General features: G+C 69.6%; 19 protein-coding genes. 8 read left to right on the top strand and 11 right to left on the bottom strand.

What is annotated here, in order from left to right; translation table 11 throughout:
- Window positions 1-20 precede the first annotated feature (20 nt).
- From ACWEO7_RS08545 to ACWEO7_RS08525, 5 genes are all read right to left on the bottom strand, one after another.
- The gene (locus ACWEO7_RS08545) at window positions 21-797 is read right to left on the bottom strand and encodes an ABC transporter ATP-binding protein (protein ID WP_452421935.1); all 777 of its coding nucleotides are present in this window, start codon (window positions 795-797) and stop codon (window positions 21-23) included.
- A 55-nt stretch (window positions 798-852) separates the two neighbouring features.
- Window positions 853-1,773: a hydroxymethylglutaryl-CoA lyase gene (locus tag ACWEO7_RS08540; RefSeq protein ID WP_452421933.1), complete on the bottom strand. Its 921-nt coding sequence runs from the start codon at window positions 1,771-1,773 to the stop codon at window positions 853-855.
- A 160-nt stretch (window positions 1,774-1,933) separates the two neighbouring features.
- Window positions 1,934-3,154: a CaiB/BaiF CoA transferase family protein gene (locus tag ACWEO7_RS08535; protein WP_450025518.1), complete on the bottom strand. Its 1,221-nt coding sequence runs from the start codon at window positions 3,152-3,154 to the stop codon at window positions 1,934-1,936.
- Window positions 3,155-3,685: 531 nt separating this feature from the next.
- Complete coding sequence (locus ACWEO7_RS08530) at window positions 3,686-4,615, bottom strand: TauD/TfdA dioxygenase family protein (protein WP_356967268.1); 930 nt, start codon at window positions 4,613-4,615, stop codon at window positions 3,686-3,688.
- Between the two features lie 363 nt (window positions 4,616-4,978).
- Window positions 4,979-5,749, bottom strand: coding sequence for a deoxyribonuclease IV (locus ACWEO7_RS08525; RefSeq protein WP_355077239.1), 771 nt, complete (start codon window positions 5,747-5,749; stop codon window positions 4,979-4,981).
- 124 nt (window positions 5,750-5,873) lie between these two features.
- Between ACWEO7_RS08525 and ACWEO7_RS08520 the strand changes: the two genes are divergently transcribed.
- The 4 genes from ACWEO7_RS08520 to ACWEO7_RS08505 all read left to right on the top strand — a co-directional run bounded on the left by ACWEO7_RS08520 (window position 5,874) and on the right by ACWEO7_RS08505 (window position 11,527).
- Window positions 5,874-7,004: a serine/threonine-protein kinase gene (locus ACWEO7_RS08520; RefSeq protein WP_452421931.1), complete on the top strand. Its 1,131-nt coding sequence runs from the start codon at window positions 5,874-5,876 to the stop codon at window positions 7,002-7,004.
- Window positions 7,005-7,129: 125 nt separating this feature from the next.
- Window positions 7,130-8,938 carry a protein kinase domain-containing protein gene (locus ACWEO7_RS08515; protein WP_452421929.1) on the top strand — a complete coding sequence of 603 codons (1,809 nt, stop codon included), beginning with the start codon at window positions 7,130-7,132 and terminating at the stop codon, window positions 8,936-8,938.
- A gap of 3 nt (window positions 8,939-8,941) precedes the next feature.
- Entirely contained in the window at window positions 8,942-10,546 is a 1,605-nt protein-coding gene (locus ACWEO7_RS08510; protein ID WP_452421927.1) for a serine/threonine-protein kinase, read from the top strand.
- A 33-nt stretch (window positions 10,547-10,579) separates the two neighbouring features.
- Window positions 10,580-11,527: a MerR family transcriptional regulator gene (locus ACWEO7_RS08505; RefSeq protein WP_452421925.1), complete on the top strand. Its 948-nt coding sequence runs from the start codon at window positions 10,580-10,582 to the stop codon at window positions 11,525-11,527.
- Here ACWEO7_RS08505 and ACWEO7_RS08500 read toward each other — a convergent pair.
- A complete protein-coding gene (locus ACWEO7_RS08500) occupies window positions 11,512-12,342 on the bottom strand; it encodes a GNAT family N-acetyltransferase (protein WP_452421923.1) in 831 nt (276 codons plus the stop codon). The genes ACWEO7_RS08505 and ACWEO7_RS08500 overlap by 16 nt on opposite strands.
- An 83-nt stretch (window positions 12,343-12,425) precedes the next feature.
- Window positions 12,426-12,656: a hypothetical protein gene (locus ACWEO7_RS08495; protein ID WP_450025686.1), complete on the bottom strand. Its 231-nt coding sequence runs from the start codon at window positions 12,654-12,656 to the stop codon at window positions 12,426-12,428.
- A 349-nt stretch (window positions 12,657-13,005) separates the two neighbouring features.
- Between ACWEO7_RS08495 and ACWEO7_RS08490 the strand changes: the two genes are divergently transcribed.
- The gene (locus tag ACWEO7_RS08490; RefSeq protein ID WP_452421921.1) at window positions 13,006-13,434 is read left to right on the top strand and encodes a hypothetical protein; all 429 of its coding nucleotides are present in this window, start codon (window positions 13,006-13,008) and stop codon (window positions 13,432-13,434) included.
- 36 nt (window positions 13,435-13,470) lie between these two features.
- Here the strand turns inward: ACWEO7_RS08490 and ACWEO7_RS08485 are convergent, their stop codons facing one another.
- Entirely contained in the window at window positions 13,471-14,595 is a 1,125-nt protein-coding gene (locus ACWEO7_RS08485) for an acyl-CoA dehydrogenase family protein (RefSeq protein ID WP_452421919.1), read from the bottom strand.
- A gap of 9 nt (window positions 14,596-14,604) precedes the next feature.
- Window positions 14,605-15,777 carry an acyl-CoA dehydrogenase family protein gene (locus ACWEO7_RS08480; protein WP_355077254.1) on the bottom strand — a complete coding sequence of 391 codons (1,173 nt, stop codon included), beginning with the start codon at window positions 15,775-15,777 and terminating at the stop codon, window positions 14,605-14,607.
- 204 nt (window positions 15,778-15,981) lie between these two features.
- On the opposite strand from ACWEO7_RS08480, the gene ACWEO7_RS08475 reads away from it, so the two are divergent.
- Window positions 15,982-16,692, top strand: a complete 711-nt coding sequence (locus tag ACWEO7_RS08475) for a hypothetical protein (protein WP_452421917.1) — start codon at window positions 15,982-15,984, stop codon at window positions 16,690-16,692.
- A 208-nt stretch (window positions 16,693-16,900) separates the two neighbouring features.
- On the opposite strand, the gene ACWEO7_RS08470 is transcribed toward ACWEO7_RS08475, so the two are convergent.
- Window positions 16,901-18,040 (bottom strand): epoxide hydrolase family protein, encoded by a 1,140-nt coding sequence (locus ACWEO7_RS08470; protein ID WP_452421915.1) that lies wholly within the window; start codon window positions 18,038-18,040, stop codon window positions 16,901-16,903.
- A gap of 97 nt (window positions 18,041-18,137) precedes the next feature.
- Between ACWEO7_RS08470 and ACWEO7_RS08465 the strand changes: the two genes are divergently transcribed.
- The gene (locus ACWEO7_RS08465; protein WP_452421913.1) at window positions 18,138-19,118 is read left to right on the top strand and encodes a helix-turn-helix transcriptional regulator; all 981 of its coding nucleotides are present in this window, start codon (window positions 18,138-18,140) and stop codon (window positions 19,116-19,118) included.
- 303 nt (window positions 19,119-19,421) lie between these two features.
- On the opposite strand, the gene ACWEO7_RS08460 is transcribed toward ACWEO7_RS08465, so the two are convergent.
- On the bottom strand, window positions 19,422-20,333 hold the full coding sequence (locus ACWEO7_RS08460) for an SMP-30/gluconolactonase/LRE family protein (RefSeq protein WP_452421911.1): 912 nt from the start codon (window positions 20,331-20,333) through the stop codon (window positions 19,422-19,424).
- A gap of 108 nt (window positions 20,334-20,441) precedes the next feature.
- Between ACWEO7_RS08460 and ACWEO7_RS08455 the strand changes: the two genes are divergently transcribed.
- The gene (locus tag ACWEO7_RS08455; RefSeq protein WP_450025674.1) at window positions 20,442-21,155 is read left to right on the top strand and encodes an alpha/beta hydrolase; all 714 of its coding nucleotides are present in this window, start codon (window positions 20,442-20,444) and stop codon (window positions 21,153-21,155) included.
- The last annotated feature ends 18 nt before the right edge of the window (window positions 21,156-21,173 follow it).

The following is a 21,173-nucleotide window of genomic DNA, read 5'->3' as shown; positions in this document are numbered from 1 at the left end:
ATTCTTCCGCGAAAGCCCGGTCACGCCTGCTCCAACGCTTTCATCCGGTCGAGCACGGTGTCGGCGGTCGGATCGCGCATCTCGTCGACGATGCGTCCGTCGGCGAGGAACACCACCCGGTCGGCGAATCCGGCCGCGTGCGGTTCGTGGGTGACGATGACGACCGTCTGCCCGAACTCGTCCACCGCGGCGCGCAGGATCGACAGCACCTCCTCCGAGGCGCGCGAGTCCAGGTTGCCGGTCGGCTCGTCGCCGAAGATGATCTCCGGCTTGCCCGCGAGCGCACGAGCGCAGGCCACCCGCTGCTGCTGTCCGCCGGACAGCTCGCTGGGACGGTGGGTGAGCCGATCGTTCAATCCGAGCCGCTTCAGCACCGTGTCCAGCCACTCCTGATCGGGTTTGCGCCCGGCGATGTCCAGCGGCAATGTGATGTTCTCCAGCGCCGTCAGCGTCGGCACCAGGTTGAACGCCTGGAAGACGAAACCGATGCGGTCACGGCGCAGGCGCGTCATCTGCTTGTCGGACAGCGAGGTCAGGTCGGTGTCACCGATGCGGACGGTGCCCGAGCTGGCGCTGTCCAGTCCGGCCAGGCAATGCATGAGAGTCGACTTACCCGATCCGGACGGACCCATGATCGCGGTGAACTCGCCCTTCGCGAACTCGGCCGACACCCCGTCCAATGCCCTGACCTGCGTATCGCCCGATCCGTAGACCTTGGTCAGTTCGATAGCGTGGGCCGCGACATCGGTCGATGCCGCCAGGTCGGCGGGGTCGGCGCCCAAGGCTTGCGAAGTCATGCCGTCCAGTGTTACCGGCATCGCCGCCACACGCCATCAGGGAACACCCTGTGTTTCAGGCCTCACCTACGACCCACTCGAAGGCGGACGCTTTGGATCGGGCGCCTTCGAGGGTGCGGGAGCGGTTGGGTTCGCCGAGTTCGGACAGCAGGTCCTCCGACAGGTTGACCAGGGCGGCCAGGGCGGTTGGGGTGAACCAGTCCGGCCTGGTGGCGAACAGGATGTCCTCGGAGGCGGTGTTTCCGCTGGCACCCGGCGCGAACGGGCAGCCGCCGAGGCCGCCGAGCGCTCCGTCGACCATGTCCGCGCCCGCCGCGACCGCGGCGAGGGTGTTGGCCACGCCCATACCCCAGGTGTCGTGACCGTGGAAGACGACGCGCCGGGGAGGCGTCCGGTCCCGCACCGCCGCGACCAGCGCGGACACCTCACCGGGGTGGGCTTGGCCGAGCGTGTCGGCCAGGACGATGTCGTCCGCGCCCTCGGTGCGGGGGTCGCGGGCGATGGCCAGTACCCGTTCCGGGTCGACCGGGCCGTCGAACGGGCAGGTGAACGCCGTCGCCAAGCAGAGCTGGATCGACCCGTCCACCTCATGGGCCAAGCGCACCGCGTCCGGCATGGCGGCGACGCTGGCCTCGGTGTCGCGTCCGATGTTCGCCCGATTGTGCGCGTCGGAGACCGAGAAGCAGTACTGGAAATTCCGCACTCCCGCCGCGGCGGCCTTCTCCACATGGCGCGGCGTCGCCACCCATACCCAGCAGCGGCGCAGTTCCTCCGGCGTCAACGCGGCGACCAGCTCCATGGTGTTCGCCATCGGCGCGACCAGGTCCGGGCGCGCCATCGAGCCGATCTCCAGCGCGGGCACCCCCAGCGCGAGCAGGCGGCGCACGATGTCCACCTTGCGCTGCACCGGCAGCAGCTTGCCGGTCAGCTGCAGTCCGTCGCGCAACGTGACATCGCGCAACACCGGCGCGGTCATCGCTGCTCCCGCGCCCGGTGGTGGCCGCACATCACGCCGCCCCATGGCTTCTCGCCCGCCCCGGTCGGATTCGGCTGCACCACGGGCCTGCTGGTGCCCGGCGAGCGCGGTTCTCTCGCGTCACGCCCCTTCGGACGCCTCCGGTCGTGTGGCCGCGTGCTCATCGCGCCTCCAACGCATCGATCTCGGCTTCGCTCATGCCGAGCAGGCCGGACAGCACCTCTCGGGTGTGCTCACCCAGATCGGGTCCGACGCTGCGGATGGGCAAGGACTGTTCGCCGATCACCGGGACGATGCCGGGGAAGCCGACGGCCTTGGGCTCCGGCGCGCCGACGTCCACGGTGAACGACTGGATCATGTTGCGCGCCCGGTACTGCTCGTCGGCCACGATGTCGGCCGCGGTGTAGATCGGGCCACACGGAATAGCGGCGGCGTCCAGCAGCTTCAGGGCCTCGTCGCGGGTATGCCGAACCGTCCACTCCCCGATCGCCGCGTCCAGCCGCTCGCGATTGCGCCAACGGCCCGCGTTGTCCTGGAGGTCCGGGTCGGCGGCCAGGTCCGGCCGATCGATGACCGCCATGTAGCGCTGGAAGATGGCGTCGCCGTTGCCGCCGATGATGATGCTTGTGCCGTCCGCGCACGGGTAGGCGTTGCTCGGCGCGATGCCCTCCATCCGGCCGCCGACGCGTTCGCGCTGGATGCCGTAGGCGAGATAGTCCGGCACCAGCGATTCCATCACCGACAGGATCGCCTCGTTCAGGGCCACGTCGATCACGCGCTCCCGCAACGGGACCGGCGTGTCCGACTCGGCGCGGCGCTCGCGCTGGAACAGCGCCATCACGGTGCCGAACGCGGCGTAGATACCCGCGATGGAGTCGCCGATCGAGACGCCGGTGCGCACGGGTGGGCGGTCCGGATCGCCCACCAGTTCGCGCAGTCCGCCGACCGCCTCGGCCACCGCGGCGAACCCGGGACGCTCCGACAGCGGGCCGGTCTGCCCGTAAGCGGAGATCCGGGTGATCACCAGGTCCGGATTCGCCTCGTTCAGCACCTCCGGCCCGAGACCCCACTTCTCCAGCATGCCGGGCCGGAAATTCTCCAGCAGCACGTCACAGCGCCGGATCAGGTCGAGGACGATCCCGCGCCCCGCCTCGGTGCGCAGATCCAGCGTGATCGACTTCTTGTTCCGGTTGATCGTCCGGTACAGCATCGAGGTGTCGCCGCCGTAGAGCCGCCAGTTGCGCAGCTCGTCGCCCGCTTTCGGGCGTTCCACCTTGATCACCTCGGCGCCGAAATCGCCGAGGATGCGCCCGGCGGTCGGCGCGGCGATGTAATTGCCGAGCTCCAGGACGCGCACCCCGTCCAGCGGCCGAATACTCATGGCAACCAGTATGGGCTGTGTTGGTTTTGCAGCGCCTGCGGCGCTGCGTGTTCGCGGCCCCGGGGAGTCTCGCGCCCGAGCGACCGAGACTCGCGACTGCGTCGCATGCGCTTCGGTCACTCGGCTGTGTTCGATTTGCAGCGCCTGCGGCGCTGCGTGTTCACGGCCCCGAAAAGTCTCGCGCCCGAGCGACCGAGACTCGCGACTGCGTCGCATGCGCTTCGGTCACTCGGCCGCGAGACGGGCCGCGAACGGCGCTCGTAAGACTCGCACCCGGCGGAGCTGGGTCGGTTTCGGGCGTCCCGCGATTGTCGAGGCAACCTCCGGTGCCGGGGGCAATACCCGTGATAACCCTGCGACCGCCGGGCCAGTCGACCGAATCCGCGGTTCGCGGTCAGGTCACTTACGGCATTTCGTAGCCCGACCTGCATATATGGCAGGCCGGGCTTCTCGGCGACGGCTCACCGCGACCCGAAGACACCGCATGGCCCCTCAACAGCCGGAGGCCCGGCAACCATGCGGGGTCCGCGTTCAGGACGCGAGCAGCTGGGTGTCCTCGACGATCGAGTAGTGCTCGGCGTTGCCCGCGATGATGGTGCTCGTCGAGCCGTCGACGCCGACCGGGACATCGCCGGCCAGGGTGATGCGGGTCAGTTTGCGCGGCTGGTCGTCGTAGTCGTCGATGGCATAGTGCTGGGTGGCGCGGTTGTCCCAGATGGCGACGTCGCCGGGCTCCCAGTTCCAGCGGGCGGTGTTCTCCAGGCGGGTCACCCGGTCCTGGAACAGCCGGAACAGCGCGTGCGACTCCGTGCTGGACAGCCCGACGAAATGCTTGACGAAGTGGCCGAGCAGCAACGCCCGCTCCCCCGTCTCGGGGTGCACGCGCACCACCGGGTGCTCGGTCTCGTAGTAGGTGGACTCGAACTCGGCGCGGTAGGCGGCCGTGTTGGGTCGCGGCGTCTCCTCGGCGCGGGCGTAGTCGTAGACGTTGGTGTGCACGGCGCGCAGGGATTCGGCGAGCCGCTTCAGCGGCTCCGGCAGCGACTCGTAGGCCGCGACGGTGGACGCCCAGGTGGTCGCCCCGCCGTAGGACGGCAGGTGCACCGCGCGCAGGATGGACGCCTTCGGGATGCGGTCGACGAAGGTGACGTCGGTGTGCCAGCTGTTGGCGCGGCCGTGCTCGGAATCGATCGCCAGGCTCTTCACACCATGCGAGGTGACCGTCGGGTGCGGGGTGGTCGGCGAGCCGAGCAGCTGGGCGAACTCGTACTGCCCGTCCTCGGTGAGGTGATCCTGACCGCGGAAGAAGATGACCTTGTGCTCCAGCAGCGCGCGACGGATCACGTCGACGGTGGCCGGATCCAGGTCGCCGCCGAGCCGGACGTTGTCGATCCGCGCGCCGATACGAGCGCCGAGCCTGGTCACCGAGGCCGTGGATGGGGTGGCGGGTGCGACCGTCATGAGATCACCTTCGCTGTCGAGATCGGTTACTGCTCCGGAGAGCAGACCACCCAAACGACCCCCCTGACCAGGGTTTTCGTCGCACTGATCGCAAACGGCGCGCAAGCACCACCACTTCGGCCCACCGAGCGCGAGCCCGACCCGGACACCGCCCAGCTCCATTCCGTTCTGCCGGGCGCTGCCCAAACATCATCGGGACGACCGAGCTGACCCAGCCCCGCCGGGTGCGAGTCTTACGAGCGCCGTTCGCGGCCCGTCTCGCGGCCGAGTGACCGAAGCGCATGCGACACAGTCGCGAGTCTCGGTCGCTCGGCCGCGAGACTCCCCGGGGCCGCGAACACGCAGCGCCGCAGGCGCTGCAAATCAGACACAGTGCTCGCGCAGGTACGCCAAGTCCTCCGCGAGGCCGTCCGCCGGAGTCTCCAGGACGACCGGCGCGTCCGCCGTGCGGCACACCTCGGCGAGCAATTGCGGGTCGATGGTGCCGTCGGCGAAGTTGGCGTGCCGGTCGGCGCCGGAGTCGAATTCGTCGCGCGAGGAGTTCAAGTGCACCAGGTCGATCCGGCCGGTGATCGCCTTGATCCGGTCGACGACGCCGATCAGCTCCTCGCCGCCCGCCCAGGCGTGGCAGGTGTCGAGGCAGAATCCGGCGCCGTACTCGCCGACCGCGTCCCACAGCCGGGCGATGGAATCGAAATGCCTGGCCATGGCGTGATTGCCGCCCGCGGTGTTCTCGATCAGGATCGGCACCGCGAAGCCGCCTTTGTCCTGCTGACGCTCGAACAGTTTGCGCCAATTGTCGATTCCGGTCTCCAACTCGGCGTCGGAACGCACATGCCCGCCGTGCACCACCAGACCGAACGCGCCGAGTTCGGCGGCCGCCTTCGCCTGCTGGGCCACCGCGTTGCGCGAGGGCATGCGCAGGCGGTTGTTCAGGCTGGCGACGTTGATCTGATAGGAGGAGTGCACCACGACCTCGATCGGGCTGGCGAGAATCTCCTCGGTCCGCGGATGCGGGGTGGGTTTGTCCCAGCTCTGCGGATCGACCACGAACATCTGGATGACGTCGGCGCCGAGTTTCTCCCCGAAGCCGATCGGGTCGCTGTCGAGCCGGACGTGTGCTCCAATGCGCATGCGGGTCACAGTACTGGCTGCTACCGACGACAATCGAGGGTGCGCCGCGAGGTGTTGCATCCCGATGGCTCATCGAGATACATGGGTAGTGTCCGCGCGCTCGACTCGACAAGGGGGTGTACAGGTGTTGCAGACCGGCGAAATCTTCGCGGGCTACGTCGTCAAACGCGTCCTCGGCCATGGCGGCATGGGCACGGTGTACCTGGCCCAGCATCCTCGGCTGCCCCGCCTGACGGCGTTGAAGCTGCTCAAACGCGAACTGTACGCCGACACCGACATCCGCCGCCGCTTCGAACGCGAGGCCGATCTGGTGGCACGGCTCGATCACCCGAACATCGTCACGGTGTTCGATCGCGGCGCCGAGGACCGGCAGCTGTGGATCTCGATGCAGTACGTGCCCGGCGCGGACGCCTCCTGCGCGGACGTCGACGTGCTCGCTCCGTGGCGCGCGGTGCGGATCGCGGCCGACACCGCCGCGGCGCTGGATTTCCCGCATGCGAACCAGGTGCTGCACCGCGATGTGAAACCGGCCAACATCCTGCTGGCCAAGGCGCCGATCGGTCAACCGGAACGGGTGCTGCTCACCGATTTCGGGATCGCGGGCATCCGCGGCGCGGAGAGCACGATCGGCTCGTCCGGCACGATCACCGCGACACTCGCCTTCGGTGCCCCGGAACAGCTGATCGGCAGGCCGCTGGACGACCGTGCCGATCAGTATTCGCTGGCGTGCACGCTGTTCTGGATGCTCACGGGAGCGCCGCCGTATCCCGGCGCCAACCCGGCGGCTGTGGTGAACAGCCATCTGTACGCGCCGATCCCGGTGCTCAGCCGCACACGTCCCGGACTGCCGCCCGCGCTGGATCCGGTGCTGGCGCGTGCGATGGCCAAGCGGCCAGTGGATCGTTTCAACAGTTGCGCCGAGTTCGCCGCCGCCGCGAAATCCGCCCTGGCCGAACAGCAGGCCGGGCACCCGACAGCGCCGCACGGCATTCACCCCGACGGGTATCCGACCGCGCCGACGTACCACGCGGCCGCGCCGCAGCACCTACCGAGGCCGCGGGAAACCCCTCGACCGTCCCCGAGTTTCCTGCCGCCGCGCCGCCCGGCGCATCCCGGCCTGATCGAGTTGCCGAACTTGCCCATGCGCCCGGGCTCGGCGGCGCGACCGCACCAGCAACCTCCGGACCCCCGGCCTCCGCCGGGCGGTCCGACGCATGTCGATCGCCCGCGCCGCACCACGCTCGACGAGCGATAGGTGAGGCGCGACTACTGCTATGGTTTCGATGTTTTCCGTGGTCGGGCCCATCTCCGGCCACGCGTTCTTTTGCTGTACGCCTGTTCGCCGGTGGGTCCCGGCGGGCGGCGGGAAGTGGAGCAGTCATGCTGGCCAGCGGTGACGTTTTCGCCGGCTATGTCATCGAGCGGCAACTCGGCCGCGGTGGCATGGGCTCGGTATATCTGGCGAAACATCCGCGGCTGCCGCGGATGACCGCACTGAAGCTGCTGAATCGGGAGATGTTCTTCGACAAGGAGGTGCGGGCGCGGTTCGAACGGGAGGCGGATCTGGTCGCCCAGCTCGATCACCCGAACATCGTCACGGTCTACGACCGCGGGCTCGAGGACGAGCAGCTGTGGATTTCGATGCAGTACGTCGACGGCATCGACGCCGCCTCGGTGGAACCGAAGTCGCTGCCGCCCGAACGCGCGGTGCAGATCATCAAGGAGACCGCCGACGCGCTGGACTACGCGCACGGCAACGGGGTGCTGCACCGCGACGTGAAACCAGCCAACATCCTGCTGGCCCGCTCCGGCGCCGGTCGCGGTGAGCGGGTGTATCTCACCGACTTCGGCATCGCGCGGCTGCGCGACGACACCGGTCATCTCACCCAGACCGGCACCTTCACGGCAACGCTGGCCTACGCCTCGCCCGAACAGCTCACCGGCGCGTCGCTCGACCACCGTTCCGATCAGTATTCGCTGGCCTGCTCGCTGTTCTGGTTGTTCACCGGCACCGGCCCGTTCTCCGCGACGAACCCCGCCGCGGTCATCCAAGGGCATCTGCAGGGCACGCCGCCCGCGCTGAGCAGCGTCCGGCCGGGCCTGCCCTTCGCGCTGGACGGCGTGCTGGCCAAGGCGATGGCCAAGCGACCCGACGACAGATACGGCAGCTGCGCGGAATTCGCCGCGGCCGCCAGGCAGGCGCTGACCGGTTCCAGCGCGCCGTCGATGCCGGTGGTGGGCGGTCCCCGCCCGGCCACCGGGCCGCAGCACCCCACGGCGGGGCCGCGCCCGACCACCGGGCCGCAGATCCCCACCACGGGATCGCCGTATCCGGCCGCGCAAGGTCACTACGTCAGCGGCCCGGGACACCAGGTGCACACCCCGCAAACCAGCGGGCCGAACGCGCTCGCCTCGGCGTCCCCCGCGACTCCGCCACCCACGCCGGTGGTGAACTCACGGCCGCACACCGGTCCCGCGCCCCAGCCGACGGCCGCCAACCCGTATCCCCAGCAGCAGGCCGGGTTTTCCACCTTCGCCCCGCCGCACGGCGCGCACGTGCACCACTCGGCCGCGCCGCCGCCCAAGAAGAACACCGGCCTGATCATCGGCCTGGTGGTGGGCGTGGTCGTGTTGATCGTGGTGGTGCTCGGCATCATCGGCGCCGTCTCCGATTCGGGCTCGAGCAACGCGAGCACGACGACCACATCGGCGGTGAAGCCGAATCTCGTCGACGCGACCCCGGAGTCGGTCAGCGCGGAGTTCCCGCGGATGGTGCCCGCCTCCAAGTCCGAGGAAGTCGGATACAACGGCGCCGAATGCTGGCTGGCCTCGCCGAGCTCCCCGCCGTCGCCGTCCAAGGGCGAACCGGACTTCGGTGACTGGGCCGCGCAGTGGCGCTGCTTCAAGGGCGGCAACAACGAGGATCCGTACTACCGGATCTACGTCTACAAAACCCCCGCCGATGTGCAGGCGGTGCTGAAGGGCCTGCCCTCCTCGGCCGCCAAGTCCACCGACACCAACGGCGGAAAGTCCTACACCAATTACAAGTACGTCGACGACGGCGCCAAGATGGTCACCGCGTTCACCGGCGATCCCGATCGGACCCAGTACCTCATGTACACCGACGGCTTCTCCCACACCACCGTCGACGAGCTGCTGCGCTGGTGGCGCTCGGCTCCACTGAACTGACCGATGCCGCACACCGGCGAAGTCTTCGCGGGGTACACCATCGAACGCCTGCTCGGCCGCGGCGGGATGGGATCGGTGTACCTGGCCCGGCATCCGCGGCTGCCCCGGTTGACGGCGATGAAGCTGTTGAACCCGGACCTGTTCGACGACACCGAGTCCCGCACCCGCTTCGAGCGGGAGGCGGACCTCGTCGCACGGCTGGATCACCCGAACATCGTCACGGTGTTCGATCGCGGCGTCGAGGGCGACCAGCCGTGGATCTGCATGCGCTACATCGATGGCACCGACGCCGCGGCGCTGGACGCGTGGACGTTGCCGCCGCCACGGGCGGTGCAGATCATCGCCGAAACGGCCAAAGCGCTGGACTTCGCGCACAGCCGCGGCGTGCTGCACCGCGACGTGAAACCGGCGAACATTCTGCTGGAGCGCGTCGAGGGAGACCAGGAGCGGGTCTTCCTCTCCGACTTCGGCATCGCCCGATTCCGGGACGACACCGGCCGGCTCACCCAGACCGGCACCTTCACCGCGACCCTCGCCTACGCCGCGCCGGAGCAATTGTCCGGTGCGCCGCTGGATCACCGCGCCGACCAGTATTCGCTGGCCTGCACGCTGTTCCGGTTGCTGACCGGCACGGTGCCGTTCGACGCCACCAATCCGGTCGCGGTGATCCAGGGGCATCTCAACGCACCGCCGCCCGCGATCAGCAGGCTGCGACCCGGATTGCCGGTGGCGCTGGACGGCGTGCTGGCCAAAGCGATGGCCAAGCACGCGGCCGATCGCTTCGACTCGTGCGGCGAATTCGCCGCAGCCGCGTGGCAAGCGCTGACCGCACCCGCGGCGTGGCCCCCACCGAGTCACCCTCCGCTGCACGCGGAACCACCGCTCCCCAGCGCAGGCGGGGGCCTTCGTCCACAGCGGCGTCCTCGACGGAGAGCGCGGCTGGAGGCCGTGATAGGTCTGATGCTGGCGCTGGGCTTGGCCGCTGCGCTCGCCGCGCCATCGTTCCACGACACCTCATCCGGCTCCGCTGCATCGACCACCACGGTGGCCACGCGAAACACCGATGCCACCACGCCGCCGACCACCCTGCGCCCGACGACGAGCGTCTCGGCCACCGCCGACCGTGCCACCATCGGCGCCCGCGCGGCCGAGCTGAGCGCCGCGTTCCCGGACATGCTTCCGGAGACCTCCGCCCAGCGCCTGGTCCACTCCGGAACCGGGTACAACAAGGCGGGCTGTTTCGCCCACGCGCCGGATTCCGCGACGACGCGCGACCACGAGGATCCCGATTTCGGCCCCTGGCTGGTGATGTGGAGCTGCTTCGGCGGGCCGAACAAGGCGTCTTTCGACTTCTACCTCTATGGCTCCCCGGCCGACGCGCAGGCCGCGCTAGCGGCGTTACCGGCCAACGACCGCGCGACCGCCACCAACAACAGCGGGCACAGCTACACGAATTACACCCTGCGCGACAGTCGCAATCTGCGGCCGCGAATGGTCACCGCCTTTTCCGCGGACCCGGGCAGGGCCGCCATGCTGATGTACAGCGCCGGATTCATCGCCACCGAAGCCGAGTTCATGAATTGGTGGAAATCCGCGCCGCTGAATTGAGTTTCCCCCAGGGGGAGACGCGAGGGTAGGCACATGGACGACACCCGCTTCACCATCGGAGCCGTTGCCGAACGCACCGGCCTCAGCGTCAAGACGATCCGGTTCTATGCCGACGAGGGCGTCGTCCTGCCCACCGAAATCAGCCCTTCCGGCTACCGCCTCTACGACGTCCGCGCGCTGGCGGAACTGGATCTGGTGCGGACGCTGCGCGCGCTCGGACTCGACCTGGCCACCGTCCGGCGCGTGCTCACCCACGAGCTCGCGCTGTCCGAGGTCGCCGCGGCGCACGCCGACGCACTCGACACCCAGATCCGGATCCTGCGTCAGCGACGAGCGGTTCTGCGCGCGGTGGCCGGGCAGGGCTCGACCCCACAGGAGTTGGATCTCATGCACAAGCTCGTCACCCTGTCGGCTGCCGAACGTCATCGACTGATCGAGGATTTCGTGGAGGCGACCTTCGGCGGACTGGACGCCAACCCGGAACTCGCCGAGTTGCTGCGCACCACGCTGCCGGACCTGCCCGACGATCCCGCACCCGAGCAGGTGGCCGCGTGGGTGGAACTGGCGGAACTCACCGCCGACAAGGACTTTCGGGCGGCGATCCGGCGGATGGCCGAGTACCAGGCGCGCGAACGCGCCGAGGGCGATACGACGGGTCTGCACCACGCACTCACCGAGGCCGTGCGCGACCGGGTCGGGGCGGCCGTGGCGGCGGGTGTCGCGCCCGGCTCTCCCGCGGCGGCCGAGGTGGTCGCCGACCTCGCCGCGCGTTACGCGGCCACGTTCGGCAGGCCCGACGATCGCGCGCTGCGCGAGTGGATGCTGGAACGCCTGGCGGTGGCCGATGACGAACGCGTGGAGCGGTACTGGCGGTTGCTCGCGGTGATCAACGGCTGGCCCGCGCCGCCGAGCCTGACGCCGGTGTTCGCCTGGTTCACCGCCGCCCTGCGCAGCGTCCAGGCGGGCTACTCGAAGACGTAGTGCGCGAATTCGTGGGTCGGGTGGAAGCCGATCGCCCGGTAGATTCGGTTTGCCGTGGTGTTGCCGATGTCGGCGAAGAGGCAGACCTCCAGGTTCTGGGCTCGCAGCTGCTTCGCGACGTGCGCGGTCACCGCGCTGGCGTACCCGTGTCCGCGGGCGTCCGGCGGGGTGTAGACCGGTCCGATCCGCGACCAGCCCTGGATCGGGATCTGATGCGCGGCAAGACTGACCGGTTGCCCGTCGCGTTCCCACAGCCACCACCGGCCCGCTTCGACGCGGCGCCGGATCGCGGCCTCGTCCAATCCGGACGCCATGCCGGCTTCCGCGCGCATGGCCGCGAGCCAGTCCCCGCACAGGGCGACGTCGGATTCCCGGGCGCGGCGTGGCGCTCCGGCTACGTCCGGGATCCGCAGCGCGCCGAGCCGGTGCAGCCGGGTGCGGTACGACTGCTGAAAATCTCTCCCCAGCAGTCCACACCAGTGCTGGGCGAAATCGGTCGCGTCCGCGACGACGCCCTCGACGCCCGCGCTGTCGGGGACGACCTCGGCCAGCGCGCGAGTCACCGCGGGAATGCCGTCGGGCGGTAGCGCGCCGAGATACACGTCGCGACCGCCCACGCGCATGGCCGCGCCTACCACCGCGGCATCCTCGCCGTGGACGGTAAGAAATCGCGATGGCTCAGCCGGGGCATCCATGCCCGTGACATGGTTGGCGACGCTCGTGGTGAGCACGGTGTGCCGCAGCGGATCGCGGAGCAGGAACGCCCCCGCGACCGAGCGGAACTCGGCGGCGTCGGTGGTGATCTCGATCCTCATACAGATCACGGTAGGCGCCTGAAATCTTGCGCGCCTTCGTTTTTCACGCCCGTCGCTGGGCCTTAGGCGGCCGACCGGCCGGTTTACGGTGAGTCCGCTTCGCCGCCACCCGCGCGGAGTTTGAGCAGAACCAATCCCGCGGTGCAGGCGAGAATGAGTCCGGCGACGGTGATTTCGACGTGCAGTCCGGCGATGCCGAGCACCGCCCCGACGAGTCCGCCGATGAAGATCAGCCAGGCGAGCGTCCGCGACACGATCGTGGACAGCGAGCGACCCTGCTGGTTCGACGCGGGATGCTGTGCCGTTGCCGACACGGCATCTTCTGCGGCGCGGGACGAACCACGCCGCGACGCTGTCGAGTAAGCTCCCATCATCTACTCCTCGATGACGCCGGTCAGAGAACCACAATCACGTTCTCACACAACGTGTCTCTCATCCTTAAACCGGCGTCTCACGCGTAACTTTGCTCACACACGCTACGACTCCGGGACGCCGGAAGATAGCGACACGTGCCCACGACACGCCGAAGAGACCAATTCGATATCTGAATCAGAACTGTTTTAAATGCGCCGTCCGGCGCATACCCAGCGACCACTCGCCTCGCCGGACCGACCGGCCTCGAGTAAGGTGAGTCCACTCGATACACACCGAGGAGCGTCACCGTTGGAAAGCAGCAGGGCCAAGATCGCCGGTCCGGCGATCGCCGTAGGAGCGGTTTCCATCGGGCTCGTCCTGATCGGCGCCTGTGGCGTCGGTAAGCACGACACCTACGTGCCGCCTCCGCCGCTCAAGGCAGGCGAGTACGCCGAACCCGTTGTCCACGAGAACACCACCGGCTCGACGACCCCCAGGGTCGTCATCCCGCCGTCGCCCAGCTGGCGGATCGCACCGGCCGACCAGCGGCACCCCACCCCGTTTTCGGGCTTCATGAGCAGCACCACCGCCGAGCCGTCCCCGGGAAATCCGCACGACGACAGCACACAGGCGGCGCCCCCCGAGGAGCCGAGGCCGACGGCCGCGCGAGCGCCGGCGAGCGACTCGACGGACGAAGCGCCCAACCAACTGCGGACGACGCCGCGAGACGACGAATGACGCGGTGGTGCGCGAAACGCACCACCGCGGCACTCCTTACAGTTCGGGCAACTCGTAGTCGCCGACCCGCGAGCTGAGCACCCGCAGATGCTCGAGGCCGCTACCGAGGGTGCGCTCGATCGCGGTCAGGCGGGCCACGTAATGGCTCACCGGATACTCCGCGGTGACGCCGATGCCACCGTGCATCTGGATCGCCTCCTGCCCGATGTGGCGGGCCGCGCGGCCGACCTGCAGCCGTGCGCGCGACGCGATTACCGGATCGTCGGCCCCGTCGGCCAGCGACGCCGTGGCGTACAGGCTCATGCTGCGCGCCAGTTCCAGCGAGACGTACATGTTGGCCGCTCGCTGCGTGAGCGTCTGGAACTTCGACAGCGTGACACCGAACTGCTTGCGCTGCTTGAGGTAGTCGGTGGTCAGTCGCAGCGCCTCTTCCATCGCGCCGACCGACTCCGCGCACAGGCTCGCCTGCGCGTGGGTCAGCACCGACTCGATGGCCTCGGTCGCGTCCGCCGCGCCGAGCCGCTCGGCGGGCGCGTCGGTCAGCTCGACCTGCGCGCCGCGCTGGCCGTCCACCGTGCGGTAGGACTTGCGGACCACACCCGTCGCGTCCGGCGCGACCAGGAACAGACCGACGCCACCCTCGGGCAGCGCGGCGCTGACCACGAGTTCGTCGGCGCTGTCGCCGTGCGCGACGGGGTTCTTCACGCCGGTCAGCGTGTACGAATCGCCCTGCGCCGTGGCGGTGGTCGCCAGTTCGGCGGCCGGCCAGCGCACCCCGGGCTCGGCATGGGCGAAGGCCAGCAGCTTCGCACCCGAGGCCACCTCGGGCAGGATGCGCTGCCGCTGCTCGGCGCTGCCCGCCGCGGCGACCAGGCCACCGGGGACCAGCACCGCGTCCAGGATCGGTTCCGGCGCGAGCCTGCGGCCCACCTCCTCGAGCACGACCATGGTCTCCACGGGACCGGCGCCGACGCCGCCGTCCTCCTCGGTGAAACTCAGGCCGAGGACGCCCAAATCGGCGAGCTGGCGCCACACGTCGCGGCTCCAGCCCAGTTCGGAGTCGACCACCTTCAGCCGTGATTCGGCGTCGTAGTTGCGCGCGAGCAGGTCACGGACCGTGTCGCGGAGCATGACCTGTTCATCGGTGAGATCGAAATCCATGGTTGCGCCTCACAATCCGAGGATCGTGGAGGCGATGATGGTGCGCTGCACCTCGCTGGAGCCTCCGTAGATGGTTGTCTTGCGGTAGTTCAGGTAGGAGGGGCCGCTGCGCTGCGCCCAGCCGGGCGAGGCGATGTCGTCCGCGCCCACCGGGATGGCGTCCGGTCCGGCGATGTCCAGCAGCAGCTCGGTGGCGGCCTGCTGGAGTTCCGAACCGCGCAGCTTCAGCACCGAAGAGGCCGGATTCGGCTTGCCGTCGGAGGAATTGGAGACCACCCGCAACTGGGTGAGCTCCAGCGCGAGCAGCTCGTTCTCCAGTTCGGCGATCCGCGCCGCGAACACCGGGTCCTCCAGCAGCGTGCCGTTGCCCGACTTGATCTTCGCCGCGTACTGCTTCGCCACGCCGATCTTGACCTTGGTGCGGCCTACGCCGGTGATGCCGGTGCGCTCGTTGCCGAGCAGGAACTTCGCGTAGGTCCAGCCCATGTTCTCCGCGCCGACCAGCTGATCGGCGGGTACCCGGACGTTCTCGAAGAAGACCTCGTTCACTTCGTACCCGCCGTCGATCAGCTTGATCGGGCGGATGGTCACACCGGGCGACTTCACGTCGAACAGCAGGAAGGAGATGCCCGCCTGCTTCTTCGCCGCGCTCGGGTCGGTGCGCACCAGGCAGAAGATCCAGTCCGCGTACTGGGCCAGCGTGGTCCAGATCTTCTGGCCGTTGACGATGTAGGAATCACCGTCGCGGACCGCCGTCGTGCGCAGCGACGCCAGGTCGGAGCCCGCGTCCGGCTCGGAGAAGCCCTGGCACCACCAGATGTCCAGTGCCGCGGTGGGCGGCAGGAACCGCTCCTTCAGCTCCTGCGAGCCGAAGTGGGCGATCACCGGGCCGACCATCTGCGCGTTGAACGTCAGCGGCTCCGGCACCGAGGCCAGCTGCATCTCGTCCTGCCAGATGTGGCGCTGCATCGGCGTCCAATCCTTGCCGCCCCACTCCACGGGCCAATTGGGCACCGCGAGGCCATGGTCGTTGAGGATCTTGTGCGCGGTGACGATGTCGTCGCGGGTCAGCTCACGGCCGTCCCGGACGCGCTCGCGAATGTCGGCCGGGATCTCGGTCCGATAGAACTTGCGCAGTTCGTCGCGGAAGGCGACGTCGTCGGGGGACAAGGATAGTTTCATACGCATCTCCCTGCGTGTCTCGTACGTCCGAGTCCAAACTACCCCCCGGTAATCCTCCCCTGTCGACTGGATCACAGGTGCGGGACACACTCGCCGTTCGCGACGTCGGATTCCGCACCGCTCCCCGGGACGGCGACCGTCGCGAGCTGGTACGTTGCTGCAGGTGGGCCGGGGGCCCACAGGGTTCGGTATCGAGGAGAACGAGTGAACGGCAGGACCATCGCACGCGCCGCGGCCGCCGCGGCATCCCTCGGCATCGGCGCGGTTCTCACCTTCTCCGCGCCCGCCACCGCCGAGCGGACCCAGGCGCCGGTGGACACCGGCCTGGCCCATCTGACCGACATCGCGGGGGCCGACCCGTCCGCACAGGAGGGCATCGCCGCGCTCACGCGCTACGCGGGCTTGATCGACGCCGCGCACCTGCGCGAGGTCTCCAGCGTGTTCACCCCGTTCTCCTACGCCGCGCCCACCTTCGGCTGCGGCAGCAACGGCCCGATCACCACGATCATCGCCGCCGCGACGACCGAGGGGACCGGCAACGGCCGTGACCTGAACGTGGAGCCCGGCGAGCTGCGGTTCAGCGCGACTCCTTCGCACCCCGGCGCTCCCCTGGCGTCCGGGCTCGTGGTGGCCTGGGTGAACGTGAACACCGGCGCCAGCGGCATCGACCCGCTCGACGACGTGACCGAGTACCGCCAGCCCACGCTGTCCAAGACGGTCCGCAGTGGACCCGGCACGGTGCTCGCTTCGATGTGGGGCATCATCGACTACCCGTTCGCCCACTGTGTGATGACTCCCACCGTGGGACTCTTCACGGTGCCGGACAACCCGCCTCCACCGCCCGCGGCTCCTGCGCCCAACCCCGCCCCCGCTCAGCCCGCGCCGAGCGGCTCCGGCGGCGAACCCACCCCGTAGAAACGTTTCGTCGAGACGTCGGCCGACCGTCGTGCCCGGCCCCGACCGTCCGAGGCCCGGCCGCTCGACGCGACCGCGCCGTCGCGTCGGTAATCGAACGGCCGGGATGGCCCGATGCGCCGCATGGACTCCCGCCACCGTGGAGCAACCGGCCACCGGCTGCTCCACGCATCGCCGAACAGACCGGGCGCCGGGCAGGTGCCTCTCCCTATCGGACGGCGGCGAAGAACGCGCGGATGTCGGCGACGTGCGCGTCCGGCCGTTCCATCGCGATGAAGTGGTTGCCCGTGTTGCCCTCCGGCCAGTGCACGATGGTGTTGTCGCGCTCGGCGAGCCGCCGCATCAGCGCGGAGCCGCCGCCATACGTGCCGGTCGGCACCGCTTTCTGTCCCTTCGGCCAGGTGAACCCGCCGTCGCCGAGGCCGTTGTACATCGGCCAGGACGACGAGGCCGCGGTGCCGGTGAACCAGTACAGGCTGACGTTGGTCAGCAGCTGATCGCGGCTGATCACGTCCTCCACCCGGTCGGCGAGCGGGGCGAACTCGGTGAACTTCTGCATCAGCCAGGCGAGCAGGCCCACCGGTGAATCGGTCCACGCGTGGGCGAAGGTCTGTGGGGCGGGGCGCAGCAGGACGTGGTGGTCCACGCCGCCGGTCATCCACTGCTGCATGAGCTCCCACTCGGCACGTTCGTCCGGCGTCATGGTGGGCACGTCCGCTTCGGTGGGCATGCCGATCCCGCCGTCGAGGTGCACGCCGATCACCCGGTCCGGCGCGGCGATGGCGAGTTCCGGCGCGACGTAGGCGCCGAGATCGCCACCCTGTGCGCCGAAGCGCCGGTAGCCGAGCCGATCCAGCAGGGTCAGCCACATACCGGCCACTTTCGCCGGTGTCATGCCTGGCTCGCGCGGCCCGTCGGAGAAGCCGAAGCCCGGCACCGAGGGCACCACGACGTGGAAGGCCTGCGCGAGGTCGAGTCCGTGCGCACGCGGATCGGCGAGCGGGCCGATGGTCCCCGCGAATTCGGCGAACGAGTTCGGCCAGCCATGGGTGAGGATCAGCGGCGTCGCGTCCGGTTCCGGTGAACGCACATGCAGGAAGTGCACGTCGAGCCCCTCGATGCGCGTCTTGAACTGCGGGAACTCGTTCAGCGCCGCTTCCTGTGCCCGCCAGTCGAATCCGATCCGCCAGTACTCGGCCAGCTCGCGCAGATAGTCGACCGGCACGCCGCGCTCCCAGCCCGCCCCCGGCAGCTGGGCGGCCCAACGGGTGCGAGCGAGCCGGTCGTGCAGGTCGTCCAGGTCGGACTGCGGAATCTCGATGCGGAACGGGCGAATGGCGGTGGTCATCGGTACGCCTCCTCGGCGGTCGGTGCTGCGGTACAGCGATGACGTTAAGCAGCATCTAGGACCGATCAGGTCCTAGATTTCCGGCATCATCTGATTCGTGAACGACACTCCCGCCCGACTGCTTCGCCTGCTGTCGCTGCTCCAGACGCCACGAGAATGGCCGGGCAGCGAATTGGCCGAACGCCTCGGTGTCACCGACCGCACGGTGCGCCGCGACATCGATCGGCTGCGCGAACTCGGCTATCCGGTGACCGCGACGCTCGGTGCTGCGGGCGGATACCGCCTCGCGGCCGGCACGGCGATGCCGCCGCTGCTGGTCGAGGACGACGAGGCCGTCGCCATCGCGGTCGGATTGCGGGCCGCCGCCGGGTCCGCGGTGGCCGGGATCGAGGAGGCGTCGGTCCGGGCGCTGGCCAAGGTGGAGCAGGTACTGCCCGCGAAGTTGCGACGCAGGGTGCGGGTACTCGCCGTCGCGCTTACCCCGCCCACCGCCGACGGGCCCACGGCCGACCCCGAGGTGCTCGCCACGCTCGCGGCGACCGTGACCAACCGGGAGCGGGTGCGTTTCGCGTACCGCGACGAGGCGGGCGCCGAGACCAGGCGCAACACCGAGCCGGTCGGCCTCGTGCCCGCCCGGCGGCGCTGGTATCTGGTCGGCTACGACCTCGATCGGGCCGGCTGGCGGGTCTACCGCGTCGACCGGATCGACCGTCCGCAGCCCACCGCCGCCCGCTTCACGCCGCGTCCGCTACCCGGCACCGATGCCGCCGCCTACGTCGCGGGCCGCCGCACCGACTGGGGCACACCGTCCTTCCGGGTCCGAGTGACCATCCACACCTCCGCCGACCGGGTCAAGGGGCGGCTGGGTGAAAGCCCCGGCGATGTCGTCGCGATAGACCCGGACACCTGCCGGATCGATGCCCGGCGCGACGACGCGCCGGAATGGTTGGCTCACCGGCTGCTCGCGCTAGGGGCGGACTTCGACGTCCACGAGCCTTCGGAACTCATCGCCCATCTGCGGGCCATCGCCGACCGAGCCGAGCGCGCGATCAACCCGCGGCACGGCCCTGCTACCTGAGCGTGCCGGTTCCCGCTTCCCGAGGACAGCATCACCGGCCAATCGCACAAGCAAGGCGAACCAAAAATCCTGCTGGACAGAATATTTGACCTCGCCGCAGTGTGTGGACCGCGCGTTCGGTGCCGGCTCGTGGACACGCGGTCCTCCTGGCCCTGCGGCGGGATGCCCGCGCGGCCGGATCGCCTGGCGCACCGACACGGTGCCGCCGATCGACGTGGAGATGGACGCCGCTTCACTCCCCTTTGCGTGCCGACGAACCGGGACAGCGCCGAAGCTGTGAATCCCGACGACGGCGGCTCGACCTCAGCGAGAGAGCTGAATGCGGAGGAGAGCGCCGGATTCCGTGCTCGCCGTCAATTCGTCCGGACGGCCGGGGACGGCGGCGACCGCGGTGAGCGGCTGGCCGTTGAGCACGGCGCAGGTGACGCCGGTGGTCGGATCGACGCGGATCAATTGGCCGGTGAGGGTGGTGACGTAGAGGATGCCGCTCGGATCGGCCAGAAGATCGTCGGCGAAATCCGGGAGACCGGCCAGTTGTGCGGACAGGTCGGCGACGGTGCTGCGGGACGCGGGCGCGTCGAGCGGGACGCGAACGATCCGGCCGAGCGGGCCGCCGTTGGCGGTCACGTAGAGCACGCCGTCGTGCACGATCGCGCCGTTGGCGGCCAGTCCGGCCAGCGGCGCCGCCCACTCGGTGTCGAGGGAGGCGTCGGGACGGACCTTGATCACGCCGGAGAGGGTCGCGACGTACAGGTTGCCGCTCGGGTCGAACGCCGCGCCGTTGGGCATCGTGAAGCCGGAGACGAAGACCTCCGGCTTCGGCACGGCCGCCGCCGGATCGAATCGGAGCACGCCGCCGGGACGGACGACGCTGACCGGCGCGTCACCGTAGACCACGTACAGCAGGCCGTCGGGACCGAGCCGCACCGCGCCGGGGAACTCCACCGGAACAGTCGCGGTGAGGTTGCCAGCGGGGTCGTAACGCTGCACCTCGTTGCGGTAGAGCCGCGATACCCACAGGTTGCCCTGCGCGTCGTAGCCAAGGTTCTCCGCCCAGTCGAGCACCGGCACTCGCGCCGCGACGGCCGTGACCGCCACCGCGGGGTCGCAGGCGGCGATGGACGGCGCGGCGCCTGCGCCCGGCGCGAGCACTCCGGTGCAGGCCAGCGCCACGGCGGACAAGAGGAAGGCGCCTCGACGGCGGAGAGTTCGCAACGCGGGCACCTCGGGCTCCGGTAGGTATGAGTCGCCGCGGATCTTAACCGTTTCCGGAGCGGAATCGTGCGGTCCCACCCGCGACACGATCTTTGGCACTATCGGTGGATGCCATTCTTCGACGGCGCGCGCGGCCGGATGCACTATCGGCGGTGGCCGATCGAACACCCGCGATACACCGTGGTCCTGCTGCCCGGAATCGGCCAGCACAGCGGCCACTACCACCGCTTCGCGCGCGGTCTGCGCCCCGCCGGTGAGGTATGGGCGCTGGACACCGCCGGGCACGGGTTGAGCGAGGGCGATCCGGAACGGCCGGGCACGCTCGCCGAGCTGGTGGCGGACGCGGTGCGGCTGGTCGAGCTGGCTCGTGGCGACCGGCCGCTGATCCTGATGGGCCACTCGCTCGGCGCGGTGACCGCGCTGGGCATGCTCGGGGCCGCCGTGCCGGAGTCGGCCGATGCCGCAACGAGTTCGACGGTGCTGGACCGGAACTATCCACTGCGGCCCGCCCTGCCCTCGGACGCGCTGGCGGGCCTGGTGCTGTCGGGCGTCCCGAAACGCGCGCTGGGCGGCGGTGCGCCGGGCGCGCCGGGAACGCCCCTGCCGCAGCGTCTTCCGGTGCTCGCGGTGCACGGCGTGGACGACCGGCGCGCGCCGATCGATGCGATCAGGGTCTGGACTAGCCGCCACGAATCGGTAGATTTACGGGAGTACATCGACGCCGGGCACGACCTGCTGCACGAGCCGGTGCACGCGCGGGTCACTGCCGACATCGCGGATTGGATGCAGGGTGTCGTCGTGGGGTTGGCACGACATCCGTAATCGCACTTCGGACGAGGA

The organism is Nocardia sp. NPDC004260 (genome assembly GCF_053603155.1).
The sequence above is the reverse complement of the archived record's forward strand: the minus strand, read 5'-3'. Positions and strand labels throughout refer to the sequence as shown.